The 14,616-nt window shown below is 68.8% G+C and carries 13 protein-coding genes and 1 pseudogene; 10 read left to right on the top strand and 4 right to left on the bottom strand.

The genetic code is table 11. The features are described from left to right. The 10 genes and pseudogenes from ACTB72_RS18340 to ACTB72_RS18385 form a co-directional block, all read left to right on the top strand. Nucleotides 1-288 (top strand): annotated as a pseudogene (locus ACTB72_RS18340) (3-hydroxyacyl-CoA dehydrogenase); the annotation flags it as partial. Between the two features lie 22 nt (nucleotides 289-310). Next, nucleotides 311-1,177, top strand: a complete 867-nt coding sequence (locus ACTB72_RS18345) for a MaoC/PaaZ C-terminal domain-containing protein (RefSeq protein WP_463038455.1) — start codon at nucleotides 311-313, stop codon at nucleotides 1,175-1,177. 35 nt (nucleotides 1,178-1,212) lie between these two features. Further along, entirely contained in the window at nucleotides 1,213-1,629 is a 417-nt protein-coding gene (locus tag ACTB72_RS18350; RefSeq protein ID WP_463038456.1) for a Zn-ribbon domain-containing OB-fold protein, read from the top strand. Further along, complete coding sequence (locus tag ACTB72_RS18355) at nucleotides 1,626-2,768, top strand: thiolase C-terminal domain-containing protein (protein ID WP_463038457.1); 1,143 nt, start codon at nucleotides 1,626-1,628, stop codon at nucleotides 2,766-2,768. Before ACTB72_RS18350 ends, ACTB72_RS18355 begins: the two co-directional genes overlap by 4 nt. A gap of 313 nt (nucleotides 2,769-3,081) precedes the next feature. Further along, on the top strand, nucleotides 3,082-4,218 hold the full coding sequence (gene dctP, locus ACTB72_RS18360) for a TRAP transporter substrate-binding protein DctP (protein ID WP_463038458.1): 1,137 nt from the start codon (nucleotides 3,082-3,084) through the stop codon (nucleotides 4,216-4,218). Nucleotides 4,219-4,563: 345 nt separating this feature from the next. Next, the gene (locus tag ACTB72_RS18365; RefSeq protein WP_463038459.1) at nucleotides 4,564-5,601 is read left to right on the top strand and encodes a C4-dicarboxylate TRAP transporter substrate-binding protein; all 1,038 of its coding nucleotides are present in this window, start codon (nucleotides 4,564-4,566) and stop codon (nucleotides 5,599-5,601) included. 106 nt (nucleotides 5,602-5,707) lie between these two features. Beyond that, nucleotides 5,708-6,193, top strand: coding sequence for a TRAP transporter small permease (locus tag ACTB72_RS18370; RefSeq protein WP_463038460.1), 486 nt, complete (start codon nucleotides 5,708-5,710; stop codon nucleotides 6,191-6,193). Nucleotides 6,194-6,227: 34 nt separating this feature from the next. Continuing rightward, nucleotides 6,228-7,541 carry a TRAP transporter large permease gene (locus ACTB72_RS18375; protein WP_463038461.1) on the top strand — a complete coding sequence of 438 codons (1,314 nt, stop codon included), beginning with the start codon at nucleotides 6,228-6,230 and terminating at the stop codon, nucleotides 7,539-7,541. Nucleotides 7,542-7,596: 55 nt separating this feature from the next. Further along, nucleotides 7,597-8,544 carry a hypothetical protein gene (locus ACTB72_RS18380; protein WP_463038462.1) on the top strand — a complete coding sequence of 316 codons (948 nt, stop codon included), beginning with the start codon at nucleotides 7,597-7,599 and terminating at the stop codon, nucleotides 8,542-8,544. A gap of 163 nt (nucleotides 8,545-8,707) precedes the next feature. Next, the gene (locus ACTB72_RS18385; RefSeq protein ID WP_463038463.1) at nucleotides 8,708-9,664 is read left to right on the top strand and encodes a hypothetical protein; all 957 of its coding nucleotides are present in this window, start codon (nucleotides 8,708-8,710) and stop codon (nucleotides 9,662-9,664) included. Here the strand turns inward: ACTB72_RS18385 and betA are convergent. From betA to betC, 4 genes are all read right to left on the bottom strand, one after another. After that, nucleotides 9,661-11,361 (bottom strand): choline dehydrogenase, encoded by a 1,701-nt coding sequence (gene betA, locus ACTB72_RS18390; RefSeq protein ID WP_463038464.1) that lies wholly within the window; start codon nucleotides 11,359-11,361, stop codon nucleotides 9,661-9,663. The two genes, ACTB72_RS18385 and betA, sit on opposite strands and share 4 nt — an antisense overlap. Next, complete coding sequence (locus tag ACTB72_RS18395; RefSeq protein ID WP_463038465.1) at nucleotides 11,358-11,990, bottom strand: glutathione S-transferase family protein; 633 nt, start codon at nucleotides 11,988-11,990, stop codon at nucleotides 11,358-11,360. Before ACTB72_RS18395 ends, betA begins: the two co-directional genes overlap by 4 nt. Nucleotides 11,991-12,001: 11 nt before the next feature. Further along, the gene (betB, locus tag ACTB72_RS18400; protein WP_463038466.1) at nucleotides 12,002-13,465 is read right to left on the bottom strand and encodes a betaine-aldehyde dehydrogenase; all 1,464 of its coding nucleotides are present in this window, start codon (nucleotides 13,463-13,465) and stop codon (nucleotides 12,002-12,004) included. Then, on the bottom strand, nucleotides 13,465-14,616 hold a 1,152-nt coding region (gene betC, locus ACTB72_RS18405), incomplete at its 5' end, for a choline-sulfatase (RefSeq protein WP_463038467.1). The genes betB and betC, both read right to left, overlap by 1 nt.

Genomic DNA, 14,616 nt, shown 5'->3' on the forward strand with positions numbered 1-14,616 from the left:
GAGGCGGACGCCGCGCGCATCGAAAAGGCCAAGCAGTCGACGCCGGCCAAGATCGCGCCGCTGGTGGCGGGGCTCGCGACGGACGAGGGCCGCAAGATCACCGGCCAGATCTTCGGCGTGCGCCGCAACGAGATGTATCTCTTCTCCCAGAACCGCCCCATCCGCTCGGTCCACACCGCCGAGGGCTGGACCCCGCAATCCGTGGTCGAAACCGCGCTGCCGGCCTTCGCGGGCTCGGCCTATCCGCTGGACCGTTCGTCCGACATCTTCACCTGGGACCCGATCTGATCGGCGGAAGAGGACATATCGCATGATCGACGAACAGAAACTCCTCAACTGGCCGTTCAAGCCGGTGGAACACGCCTACACCTCCAAGGACTCGATCCTCTACGCGCTGGGGGTGGGGCTCGGAGGCGATCCGCTCGACGCCGCCCAGCTGCGCTTCCTCTTCGAGGAGCAGGAGGGGTTCTCGGCGCTGCCCACCATGGCGGTGGTGCTGGCCGGCCCCGGCTTCTGGGTGCGGGACCCGGAGTCCGGCGTCGACTGGCAAAAGGTCCTGCATGGCGAGCAGGGGATGGAGCTGCACCGCCCCCTGCCGCCCGAGGCGACGGTCGTCGGCCAGACCCGGGTGCGCGAGATCTCCGACAAGGGCGCGGGCAAGGGCGCGCTGCTCTATATCGAGCGGACGCTGACCGACAAGGCGACCGGCGAGAAGCTGGCGACGCTCACCTCCACCACCTTCGCGCGCGGCGACGGCGGCTTCGGTGGCACGCCCAAGCCCCAGCCCAAGGCCCCGCCGCTTCCCGACCGGGCGCCGGACATGGTCAACAGCTTCAAGACCCTGCCGCAATCGGCGTTGATCTACCGCCTGTCGGGCGATCCGAACCCGCTGCACGCCTCCCCCGAAGTCGCCGCCGCCGCCGGCTTCAAGGCCCCGATCCTGCACGGGTTGTGCTCCTACGCCGTCGCCGGGCTCGCGATCCTGCGCGAATGCTGCGCCTCCGACCCGGCCCGGATGAAGACCATGTCGCTGCGCTTCTCCTCCCCCGTCTATCCCGGAGAGACCATCCGCACCGAGATCTGGGATGAAGGGCAGGGATCCTTCGCCTTCCGCGCCGTGGTCGAGGAACGCGACGTCGTCGTGCTCGACCAGGGCCGCGCGACCGTCTCCGCCTGACCGCCCCGATCTGATTCCCGCGAAAGGAAATCCACGTGTCCACGACCGATCGGGTGGTCCCCACCCCGACGCCGGAGACCCGGCACTACTGGGACGGCGCCAAGGAAGGCGAGCTTCGCCTGCAGCGCTGCAACGCCTGCGGCGACGCCTATTTCCCGCCCCGCCCGTTCTGCCCCGAATGCGGGTCGCGCGATGTGAAGGTGGAGAAGGCGTCCGGCAAGGGCATCCTCTACAGCTACATCATCAACCATCTCGGCGCGCCCGGCATGAAAGCCCCGTTCGCGGTGGCGGTGGTGGCGCTGGAGGAAGGCCCGCGGATGATGGCCAACATCCTGGAATGCGAGCAAACGCCCGAGGCGCTGGTGCTCGACATGCCCCTTGAAGTGACTTTCGAAAAGATCACCGACGACATCACCCTCCCGCAGTTCAAACCGGCGGGAGCCTCGAAATGACCCCCAATTCCGTCGCCATCGTCGGCGCCGCCGAGACCACAGAGCTTGGAAAAATCCCCGAGCTCTCCCAGATCGGCCTCCATGCCGATGCCGCGCTGAACGCCATCGCCGACGCGGGTCTGACCGTGAAGGACATCGACGGGGTGGCCACGGCGGGTCACAACTCGACCGAGGTGGCGCATTACCTCGGCATCGTGCCGAAATGGGCGGATGGCACGTCGGTCGGCGGCTGCTCGTTCATGGTCCATGTCCGCCACGCGGTCGCGGCCATCGAATCCGGCCTCTGCGAGACCGTGCTGATCACCCATGGCGAAAGCGGGCGGTCCCGCACCGGCGTGCTGGGGCGGCCGATCTTCCCCTCCCAGTTCGACGCGCAGTTCGAAGCGCCCTACGGCGTCTCCATCCCGCCGTCGCGCTTCACCATCCCCGTCCTGCGCAAGATGAAGGACGACGGGCTGACCGAAGAGCAGCTGGCCATGGTCGCGGTCGTGCAGCGCGAATGGGCGGCCTTCCACCCTCGCGCCAGCTTCCGCGACCCGATCACCGTCGACGACGTGCTGAATTCGAAGATGATCTGCTGGCCGTTCCGCAAGCTGATGTGCTGCCTGGTGACGGATGGCGGCGGCGCGCTGGTGCTGACCTCCGCCGCCCGCGCCAAGGATCTGAAGCAGAAGCCCGTCTACATCCGCGGCGCCGGCGAAAGCGCCGAGACGCCGGTGGTGAGCCAGATGAAGGATTTCACCTCGTCGGCCGCCTTCCGCATGTCCGGCAAGCTGGCCTTCGAGAGCGCCGGGCTGAAGCACTCGGAGGTCGATCACCTGATGATCTACGACGCCTTCGCGCATCTGCCGGTCTACGGGCTGGAGGATCTGGGCTTCGTCGGCAAGGGCGAGGGCGGGGCGTTCATCGCCGAGGGCCACACCCGCCCGGGCGGCAAGCTGCCGCTGAACACCAATGGCGGTGGGCTCAGCTACATGCATTCGGGCATGTACGGCATGTATGCGCTGCAGGAGAGCGTGCGCCAGATGCGCGGGATCTCGCCGGCCCAGGTGCCGGGGGCCAAGGTCTCGGTCTGTCACGGCGTGGGGGGCATGTTCGCGGCCTCGGGCACGGTGGTGATGACCAACGAGCTCGGCTGAACGGGCGCCGACCCGCCGATCCGACCCCGGGCCGTCCGCATCGCGGGCGGCCCTTTTCGCATGGGTCGCCCGGTTGCCCCAACGGGCCGCTGCGTCGAACGCCTTCGGACGGCCCTCGTCCGAAATCGGCGCGCCCTGCGACGAAATGGTTTCGCATAGCGGAGCATGAATTCCACGGGTCGCTTGTTCAATCCCGATTCTGACCCTAAACTGCGCCTGCGCCGCGCGGCCGTTCATCGAGCCTCCTGCAGTGCCAAGCGGCCGAAAAGCGCCGGCGCATCCCCTATGACGAACGCTTCCGGGAGGAAACCGAATGTTCCTGATGTCGAGCGCGCGCGCGCGCTCCCAGGCCGCCGCGACTCTGTCCGCCGCCGTGCTCTCCGCCGCCGTCTTCGCCGCGCCCGCCGGGGCCGACGAGCTGACCTATGGCGACTACATCTCCGCCAACCACCCGGTGCATGTCGCGGGCCTCGACCCGTTCTTCGCCCGCGTGACCGAGGCCACCGGCGGCGACATCACCTGGACCACCTTCTACGGCGGCGCCATGGGCGGGCCGAAGGAGCTGCTGGGCGCCATCGGCGACAACATCCTCGACACCGGCGCGGTGGTCGACGTCTACCTGCGCAGCTCGCTGCCGCATTCGGCGCTGGTCTCGGGCCTGCTGGCCACCGCCGACGACAGCCGCGTCTACGGCGCCGCGATGACCGAATTCCAGCTGCTCGCCTGCCCGGGCTGCGAGGAGGAGCGCGCGGACAACGGCGTGGTCGGCCTCGCCTGGTACGCCACCTCCCCCTACCTGCTGATGTGCACCGACAAGGTGTCGACGCTCGAGCAGCTGAACGGCAAGAAGGTCCGCACCTCGTCCCGCTTCGGCGCGATGTTCCAGGGCATGGGCGCGGCCTCGGTCTCGATCACGTCGGCCGAGATGTACGAGGCGCTGCAGCGTGGCTCCACCGATTGCGCGGTCGGGCCGGCGGCCTGGCTGACCTCCTACAACATCAAGGACTTCGTGACCTCGGTGGTATCCACGCCGCTCGGCGTCTATTTCGGCACCATGGTGCTGGCCGCCAACGCCGACCGCTGGGAGGATCTCGACGCGGGCGCCAAGGCCGCGATGATCGACAACATCCCGCAGCTGGTGGCCGACATCAACTGGGTCTATCTCGAGGAGGCCGACGCGGCCGCCGCCGAGGTCGCCGCCAAGCCGAACGGCCAGGTGATCGAGGCCTCCGACGACTTCAAGGCGGCGATGGCCGCTTTCCGCGAGGGCGAATACGATCTCGCCATCGAGCAGGGCAAGGCCGACGGCATCGAGAACGCCGCCGAGCTGGTCGGGACCTTCCGCGATCTGGTCGCCAAGTGGCGCGGGATCATGGAGGAGGTCGGCGAGGACAAGGTCGCCTACGCGGCGGCGCTGAAGCGCGAAGTCTACGACAAGCTGGCCGACTGATCCGGTCCTGCGGCGGCGGCGTCAGGGGGCGCCGCCGCCCTGTTTCCCCCGATGCGTGATCGTCGCCGCGATCCATCCCGTGATATCGTCCTCGGCATACCGGCATGCGGTCCGATATGGCCTGTCTGTTCCGCGGGTCGAGCCAAGGTTCCGCATTGCCGCTTGTCGGCCCGCGGGACGGCGGCTAATTTGCGGCGGCCAAAAGCACTTTCCGACGGAACAAGCCGGCGCCAAGGCCGGAGCATGTCGGGAGGGTCGAAGACCAAAAAGGGAGGAAACCACATGAAATTCGCAATGACGGCGCTTGCCTTGACGTGCGCGGCAGGGGCGCTTGCGGCGCCGGCCATGGCCCGTGACCTGAGCTATGGCGGCTACATCTCCGCCACCCATCCGGTCAACACCGCGGGTCTTGATCCGTATTTCGAAAAGATCACCGCCGACACCGACGGCTCGATCCAGTGGAAGACCTTCTACGGCGGCGCCATGGGCGGGCCGAAGGAGCTTCTGGGCGCCGTTGGCGACAACGTCATCGACGCCGCCGGCATCGTTGACGTTTACGTCAAGAGCGACTTGCCGACCTCGGCGCTGCTGTCCTCGCTGTTCGTGGCGGCCGACGACGTGCTCGCCTTCGCCGCGGCGGTGAACGAGTACCAGCTGCTGCATTGCCCGTCCTGCCTCGAGGACTACGAGCGGAACGGCGTGAAGCCGCTCGCCTGGTATTCGACCTCGCCCTATGTGCTGATGTGCACGTCCAAGGTCACCTCGCTGGCTGACCTCAACGGCAAGAAGGTCCGCGCCACCTCGCGCATGGGCGTGCTGATGCAGAGCCTGGGCGCGACCCCGGTGTCGATCACCTCGGCCGAGATGTACGAGGCGATGCAGCGCGGTCAGGCCGACTGCTCGGTCGGGTCCGCCGCCTGGCTCTCCGCCTACAACATCAAGGACTTCGTCAAGTCGATGGTCTCCGATCCGCTCGGCGCCTATATCGGCTCGATGGTCATGAACCTGAACGCCGACGTCTGGGCGGACCTCGAGGACAACGAGCGCGCCGCCCTGATCGACGGGCTGCCGGACCTGATCGCCAACATCCAGTGGGCCTATCTCGCCGAGGACGCGGAGGCGGTCGCCGCCGCCGAGGCGCTCGGCATGGTGGTCTATCCGGCCGACAAGGACCTCGCCGACAAGGTGGCCGAGATCCGGCCCGGCGAATACGCCGCCGCGGCCGAAGCCGGCAAGAGCGACGGCATCGAGAACGCCGAAGAGGTCATCATGGGCTTCAAGGACGTGGTCGAGAAATGGCGCGGCATCGTCGCCGAGACCGGCGGCGACAAGGCCAAATACGCCGAGGCCCTGCGCACGGAGATCTTCTCCAAGCTGAACTGACCGACCCGTCCGGGGCAGGGCGCGCGCCGCCCCGTCCCGGACGCGAACAATCGAGAAGATCGCTTCCGCCATCTCCGGCGCCGTGGGCCTGCTCGGCGGCGCGATCATGCTGCTGATGATGGCCCAGGTCGCGCTCGACGTGCTGATGAAGCATTTCTTCAACTGGCCGATCCCGACCACGCTGGAGACGGTGGCGAGCTATTACATGGTCGCGCTGGTGTTCCTGCCGCTGGGCGTGGTCACCCGCGACCACGAGCATCTCGAGGTCGAGATGTTCACCCAGAAGCTCGCCCCCCGCGCGCTGTCGCTGGTCAAGCTCTTCGGCTGCGTCATCGGCCTGCTCTATGTGGGCGTGATGATCGACAGCGCCGTCGAGAAGGCCATCACCATGACCCGCCGCGGCGAGGAGTGGGAGACCGCCACCGTGCACATGCAGGTGTGGCCGGCCCGCTGGTTTCTGCCGCTCGGCGGCGCGCTGATGTGGGTGTGGCTGCTGCTGCAGGCGCTCGACAACCTCGTCTTCGCGTTGCGCGGAAAGCGTCTGCTGACCGAGGTCGTCAAGCACGACCCGACGCACGACAACGCCGCCTGATCCCGCCCAAGATACCGATCCGCAGGAAAAGAACATGGACAATCTGACTATCGGCTATCTCGGGGTGGCCGCGATCATGGTGCTGCTGGCGCTTCGGGTGCCGATCTCCTTCGCGCTCGGCTCCGTCTCCTTCGTCGGCATCTGGCTGGTGCGCTCCAAGGGCGCCGCCCTGGGCCTGATCGGCTCGCTGCCCCATGACTTCGCCTCGTCCTGGGAGCTTTCGGCGGTGCCGATGTTCCTGCTGATGGGCGCGGTCGCCTATCAGACCGGGCTGACCTCGTCGCTCTATAACGCGGCGCGGCTATGGCTGAACGAACTGCCCGGCGGCCTTGCGGTCGCCACCAACTTCACCGCGGCGGGCTTCGCCGCCGCGTCAGGTTCCTCCATCGCCACCTCGGCCGCCGTCGGCAAGCTGGCGATCCCCGAGATGCTGAAGTTCGGCTACGACAAGGCGCTCGCCACCGGCACCGTCGCGGCCTCCGGCACGCTGGGCGCGCTGATCCCGCCCTCCATCGCCTTCGTGATCTACGGCTGGTTCACCGAACAGTCGGTCGGCCGGCTGCTGATGGCGGGGCTGATCCCGGGCCTGCTGACCGCGGGCATGTACACGGTGATGATCGTCACCCGCTGCATCATCGACCCGAGCCTCGCCCCCAGGGTCGCCATCAAGGTCACCTGGCGCGAGAAGTTCGAGGCGCTGCTGCTGGTCTGGCCGATGCCGGTGCTGGTGATGGGCGTGATCGGCTCGATCTACGCCGGTCTTGCGACCCCGACCGAGGCCGGCGCGCTGGGCGCCGCTTTCGCGCTGATCATCGGCGCGTTCATGGGCAACCTGAACCGCCGCACCCTGGGGGCCAGCGTTCGCGACGCGCTGCGCACCACCTCGTCGCTGTTCTTCCTCGCCATCGGCGCGGTGATGCTGACCCGCTTCCTCGCCATGGCGGGCGTGCCGGGCTTCATCGCCGACATGGTGTCCCACATGGAACTCGGGCCGATTCAATTGGTGATCGCGCTCTCCATCGTCTACCTGATCCTCGGCATGTTCCTCGACCCGATCGGGGTGATGCTGCTGACGCTGCCGGTGTTCCTGCCGGCCTTCGACGCGCTCGACATGAACCTGATCTGGGTCGGCGTGATCGTGGTCAAGATGATCGAGATCGGGCTCCTGACCCCGCCGGTGGGCCTCAACGTCTATGTGGTGAAGAACGTGGCCGGGGATTCCGTGCCGCTGCAGACGGTATTCCGCGGCGTGCTCTGGTTCCTCGCCTGCGAAGTGGTCATCATGGCGCTGCTGATCGCCTTCCCCCAGATCTCGCTCTGGCTTCCCAGCCTCATGCTGGAGGGCTGAGCGGGGTCCGGGCCGGATAATCGAGGGCGACGGCGAACGGAGGAGGAGACCCCGAATGTTCGACACGCTTCTGGCCATAGAGAACGGCATCCTGTCGGGGCCGCTGCGCGCGCCCCGGCAGATGCTGGCGGATCAGGCCTATGACGGTCACACGTCGATCCATGACGACGCCATGGCCGAGAAACTCGGCTTTCGCGCCGGTCCCATCGAGGGGCCGACGCATTTCTCCCAGTTCGAGCCCTTGTGCGAGCGGATCTGGGGCCAGGCCTGGTTCGAGCGCGGGTGCCTCTCGGTCCACTTCCTCAACATGGTGGTGGAAGGGGAGGAGGTCCGCGCCTTCGTCGAGATGCCGGCGAAGGGCGCGACCCGCGCCGTCGCCTGGGCGGAGAAGGCGGACGGGACCCGCGTGCTCGACGCCACCGCGACGCTGGGGCCCGACCATGGCGAGACCCTGCTCGAATCCCGCTTGGCCCGCCTGCGCCCGCCCGGCAAGCTGGTGATCCTCGAGGATCTGCGCGTCGGCATGACCGGCAAGCCAGGCGAGACCGCGACCATGGGCATGGACGACCATATGGGCGACCTCTACCCGTTCACGCTGCGCGGCAAGCTCGGCGCCATCACCGAGACCATGGCCGCCTATTCCGACCCCGCCGCCTCCCCCTGGGGGCGGGAGGCGATCCCGATGGAGATGATCTCGGTCCTCGCCGCCTACGGCTCCAAGGCCGCGGGCTTCCCGATCAAGGGGCCTGCCATCGGGCTCTATGCGGATCTGGAGATGCGGCTGGTCGACGGCCCGCTGCTGGTGGGCGAGACCTATGGCGTCCGCCGCGAGATCGCGGCCATCGCCGAAAGCGGACGGACCGAATCCTACTGGACCCGCACCACGCTCTCGGACCTTGAGACGGGCGCGCCGAAGGCGGTGGTGCTGCTCAACCACGCGGTGCTCAAGGCGTCCTACGCCGGCTACGACGACCGTCGCGCGGCGCTCGAAGCGGCGGATTAGGCGAAAGCGACGGCGCCGGCGTCGGTTGGGTTAACACAACGGCGCCGGTCGCATTATATCATCCGGAAGCGTTTCGAATCCGGAGACCGGCCTGATGGTCAGCGGCCCCGTCCTCCAAGCCGCCCGAGCGACGGGCCAGCCTGCCCGCCGCGTCCGGGCGGGCTTGGCCGCGGCCGCTGCGCTGACCGTGGCGCTGGTCGCCGCGCCGGCTTCGGCGCAGAGCGTCGGGGCCACGCGCGACCTGCTGCGCGACAGGCTCAGCTCCACGCCGCTCGCAGCGGATTACGAGGCGTTCGTGCTGTTCGGCGGCGAGAAGGGGCTGAGCTCGGCCAGCTACCGCGCCGGCGACGACACGATCAGCACTCGCAACCTGCCGATGTCCTACACCTTCGCCGATATCGCGCCGGGCGCCCGGCCGTTCCTGGAGCTGACGCTGGGCACGGCCTCCATCTCCCAGGTCGAAACGTTCCAGTTCCGCACCGGCCGGGACACCCGCGTGGCCTACGACCTGACCACCTATTCCGGCATCGGCGGCTTGGGGATGGAGATCGACGGCGCCCCGGGCTTCCGGATCCGCCCCATGGCGCTGATCGGCTACAGCCGGGTGGAGGACGACACGGATTTCTCCGGCCCCGGCGCCCGCTTCGCCGACGCGGCCACAAGGGGCATCCTGTTCAACGCCGATGTCGACAGCCTGCTTTACGGCGGCGCGGTGGAGGTCGCCTATGACGCGCCCTTCACCGACCGCATCGACCTGTCGCTGACCGGGCGCTACACGCGGCTCTGGGCCGACGTGGTCGACGCCTCCGACCGCGCGTGGGATACGACGGGCGTCGACGCCTTCGACACCGTGACGATGCACACCGAGCTTGAGGGCCCGACCGGCGCCACCCTGATGGGGCGGGAGCTGCGCTGGATCGGCTTCGTCGGCGGCGCCGCCCTGATCGGGTCCAACCAGGCGAGCGGGCTGGATTTCTCCGCCTATGGCGAGCTCGGCGCCGGCCTGCGCATCGTCGACCGCGAGACGTTCCCCTATGTCGAGGGCGGCTCGATCCGCGGCTCGGTCATCCTGGGCGACGACGTGGTGGGCTGGTCGATCGGCGCGACGCTCGACTTCTAGCGATCCGACACCCGCCAGCGCGGGTTGATCCACGGCTCGGCGTTCTCCGCGGGCAGGGGCGGGCGGCCGAGGATCATGTCCGACGCCTTCTCCCCCACCATGATCGAGGGCGCGTTGAGATTGCCGTTGGGGATCCGCGGGAAGATCGAGCTGTCGGCGACGCGCAGCCCCTCCACCCCGATCACCCGGCATTCGGGGTCGACCACCGCGCGCGGGTCGTCCGCCCGTCCCATCCGGCAGGTCCCGCAGGGGTGATAGGCGCTTTCGGCATGGTCGCGCACGAAGGCGTCGACCTCGTCGTCAGACTGCACCGCGGCGCCCGGCTGGATCTCCCGGCCGCGATAGGGCGCGAAAGCGTCCTGGGCCAGAACCTCGCGCGCGGCGCGCACCGCGCGGCGGAAGTCGATCCGGTCCTGGTCGGTGGACATGTAGTTGAAGCGGATCTCGGGCGGCGCTTCCGGATCCGGGGAGGCCAGCGTCACCGTCCCGCGGGAGGTCGCGCGCATCGGTCCCACATGGATCTGGAACCCGTCGCCCTCGGCCGAGGCCTTGCCGTCGTAGCGCACCGCGATGGGGATGAAATGCATCTGGATGTCGGGGTAATCCACCCCGGCGCGGGACCGGATGAAGGCCGCGCTTTCGAACTGGTTGGAGGCGCCGAGCCCACGCTTGAACAGCAGCCACTCCGCCCCCGCCAGCCCTTTGCCGAGCAGGTTCCAATGCCGGTTCAGGGTGATCGGCTGGGTGCATTCCTGCTGGACGTAGACCTCGAGATGGTCCTGCAGGTTCGCGCCGACGCCGGGCCGGTCGGCGGCGACGTCGATCCCGTGGACGGCCAGATGCGCCGCCGGCCCGATGCCGGACGCCATCAGCAGCTTGGGCGAGTTGATCGAGGAGGCCGCCAGGATCACCTCGCGCCGCGCCCCGATCACCTCGATCCGCCCGTGGCGGCGCACCTCCACCCCGGTCGCCCGGCCGCGGTCCAGCACCACGCGCCGCGCGAGCCCCCGGATGACGCGAAGATTGCCCCGCTTCATCGCCGGACGCAGATAGGCGTTGGCGGCGGACCAGCGACGGCCCTTCCAGACCGTCATCTCCATCGGGCCGAAACCTTCCTGCCGGGCGCCGTTATAGTCGTCGGTCCGCCCGAAGCCGGCCTGGGCGCCGGCCTCGACGAAGGCCTCGAAGAGCGGGTTTTGGCGAGGGCCCCGGGTGACGTGCAGGGGGCCGTTCGTCCCCCGCCAGTCCGGGTCGCCGCCCTGGCCGCCGTCGTGCCAATGCTCCATCCGCCGGAAATAGGGGGCGACGTCGGCGCCCGACCAGCCGGCGGCGCCCTCCTCCACCCAATGGTCGTAGTCGCGGGCATGACCGCGCACATAGACCATGCCGTTGATCGACGACGATCCCCCCAGAACCTTGCCGCGAGGGCAGGCGAGCCTGCGGCCGTTCAGCCCCGGTTCGGGCTCCGATCGAAAGCCCCAGTCGTAGCGGGACATGTTCATCGGGTAGCTGAGCGCGGCGGGCATCTGGATGAAGGGCCCGGCATCGGTGCCGCCATGCTCGATGACGATGACCGAATGCCGCCCGTCCTCCGACAGCCGCGCGGCCATCGCCGCCCCGGCGGATCCGGAGCCGACGATGACGAAATCCGCGATGGGCGCTTCGTCCGTGTCCCGCCAACCGCGCCCGCCGGTCATTTGGGGCGCAGCACGTCGAAGGGGACCATGGCGTGCTCGGCATAGGCCGGGCGCGCGGCGAGGTCGCGATACCAGCGGGTGACGTTGGGGAATTCTCCGACCCCCATGTCGAGCTCATGCAGCCGATACATCAGCACGCCCGGCACGATGTCGGCATAGGAGAACGCGTCCCCGATCCATTTCGAGCCCGCCAGATGCGCATCGAGGATCGCCAGCGCCGCCGCCAGCGGCGGCCGGGCGGCTTCGATCGCCGCCGGGTCGCGCGCCTCGGGCCGGGCGAAGATCAACTGCAGGAAGAACGGCTGGAAGCGGGGGGCGAGCGTGGTCTTGCCCCATTCCGCCCATTTGTCGAGCCGGGCGCGGGCGAGCGGGTCGCGCGGCCAGAACGCGGCGTCGCCGTGCATTTCCGACAGGCAGCGGACGATGGTCGCGCTTTCCCACAGCACGGTCCCGTCGATCTCCACCGTCGGGACCACGCGGTTGGGGTTCATGGCGCGGTATTCCGGCGTGTCGGTCCCGCCATAGGCGCCGCCGACGTCGCGGCGGTCGACCGCGAGCCCGAGTTCCGCCGCGCACCACATCACGGCCTGCACATTCGAGGACGTCGCGCGTCCATGGACGATGATCATGGGCTGGTTCCTCAGTAAGGGCTGTCGACCGGGCCGAGCCCGAGATTGACGGTCTTGAGGCGCGTGTAGAATTCCACCGCCGCCCGCGCATTCTCCCGCCCCATGCCCGAGGCCTTCACGCCCCCGAAGGGCGCCTCGACCGGGGTGAGGTTGTAGCAGTTGATCCAGCAGACCCCGGCGTCGAGCGCGGCGGCGACCCGGTGGGCGCGGGAGACGTCGCGAGTGAAGAGCCCCGCCGCCAGCCCGAAGGGCGTGCCGTTGGCGCGGGCGATCACCTCATCCTCGGTCTCGAACCCGAGCAGCGACAGGACCGGCCCGAAGATCTCTTCGCGCGCCACGGTCATGTCGTCGGTCACGCCGGCGAAGATGGTGGGGGGGACGAAGGCCGCCAGGTCCAGTCCCGGAAGGTCCGGCAGCACGTCCGGCGTCAGTCGCGAGGCGCCCTCCGCCTGCGCGGTGTCGATCAGCACGCGGACCCTGGCGGCATGCTCGGCGGAGATCAGCGGCCCCATCTGGATCGCCTCGTCCATCGGGTCGCCCATGCGGATTTTCGCGGTGCGTTCCAGCAACCGCTCCATGAACGCATCGCGAATGCCGGACTGAACGAAGACCCTTGTGCCGTTGGTGCAGACCTGGCCCGCGGAATAGAAGTTTCCCAGCAGCGCGCCGCCGACGGCATCCTCCAGATTCGCGTCGTCGAAGATGATCAGCGGCGATTTCCCGCCCAGCTCCATCGTCGCCGGCACCATCCGCGACGCCGCCTGCGCGGCCACCCGGGCGCCGGTCGCAACCGACCCGGTGAGCGAGACCTTGGCGCAGAGCGGGTGGTCCACCAGCGCCCCCCCGACCTCGCCCGTCCCCTGCACGACGTTGAAGAGGCCGGCAGGGGCCCCGGCCTCGGTCAGCGCCTCCGCCAGCTTCAGCGTGGTCAGCGGGGTCATTTCGGAGGGTTTGAAGATCATGGCGTTGCCGCAGGCGAGCGCCGGGGCCGCCTTCCAGCACGCCACCTGGATCGGGTAGTTCCACGCCCCGATGCCGACGCAGACGCCCAGCGGCTCGCGCAGCGTGTAGACATGCGCGCCGGGGATCGGGATGGTCTCCCCGGTGATCCCGGCGGCGATCCCCCCGAAAAATTCCAGCGCGTCGGCGCCGGAGGCGGCGTCGGCCACCAGCGTCTCCTGCAACGGCTTGCCGGTATCCAGCGTCTCCAGTTCCGACAGCGCCCGGTTGTCGCGCCGCAGGATGTCGGCGGCGGCGCGCAGCACCCGGCCACGCTCGGCCGGGGATCGCGCCGCCCAGTCCCGCTGCGCCCGCGCCGCGCTGTCGAAGGCGGCCTCGATCACCGCCTGGGTGGCCGTGCGAAGCTCCGCGATCACCTCGCCGGTGGCCGGGTGGCGGGAGACGAAGGGCGCGCCCGTCTCATCCTCGACATAGCGGCCGTCGACGAAATGGCTGGCGGTCGGTTGAGCCTGCATCACTCGCCCCTCGGGAAGCGCTGGTTCGCTTCGAGCACGTTCAGATCCATGTGGTTGCGCATGTAACGCTCGGACGCCTTCTGCAGCGGCTGGAAGTCCCAGGGGAAATAGGCCCCGTTCCTCAACGCCTCATAAACCACCCAGCGGCGGGCCTGAGATTGGCGGACCTCGGCGTCGAAGCCCTCCATGTCCCACAGCTCCCGCATCCGGGCGGTGAAGGCCTCGAGCACCGGCGCGTAGGCGGGGTCGGGGGCGAGGTTCTTCAACTCGTCCGGGTCGGCGGCCAGATCGAAAAGCAGCGGCGGGTCGAGCTCGCAGTGGATGAACTTCCATTGCTCGCCGCGCAGGCACACGAGGGGGGCGTTCGACCCCTCCGCCGCGTATTCCATCCGCACCGGGTTCTCGCGGGCCGCGGTCCCGGTCGCCACCGGCATCAGGCTCTCGCCGTCGGTCCAGGGCATGACCTCCGACATGTCGATCCCCGCGATGTCGGCCAGCGTCGGGGTGACGTCGAGCGCGGAGACCGGCGCATCGACCCGGCCCGGCGCGAGCCCCGGCGCGCAGATCATCAGCGGCACGCGCGACGCGCCCTCGAAGAAGCTCATCTTGAACCACAGGCCCCGCTCGCCCAGCATGTCGCCATGGTCGGACAGGAACACGATGGCCGTGTCCTCCTCCTGCCGCGTGCCGTGCAGCGCGTCGAGGATGCCGCCGATCTTGTCGTCCACGTAGGAGATATTCGCGAAATAGGCGCGCCGCGACCGGGCGATGTCCGCGTCCGATATCTCGAAGGACCGCCAGTCATTGGCGTCGAAAAGGCGTTTGGAATGCGGGTCCTGCGCGTCGTAGCCCGGGTCGGGGACGCGGGGGGCCAGATGCTCGCAGCCCTCGTAAAGGTCCCAGAACCGGCGCCGCGCCACATAGGGGTCATGCGGGTGGGTGAAGCTGACGGTCAGCATCCATGGCCGCTCGTCGCGCCTGCGGCCCAGATCGTAGATCTTGCGGACCGCGTTGTAGGCGACCTCGTCGTCGTATTCGAGCTGGTTGGTGATTTCGGCCACGCCCGCGCCGGTGACCGAGCCGAGGTTGTGATACCACCACTCGATCCGCTCGCCCGGCTTGCGGTAGTCGGGCGTCCAGCCGAAAAGATC

Source organism: Albimonas sp., from assembly GCF_055129145.1.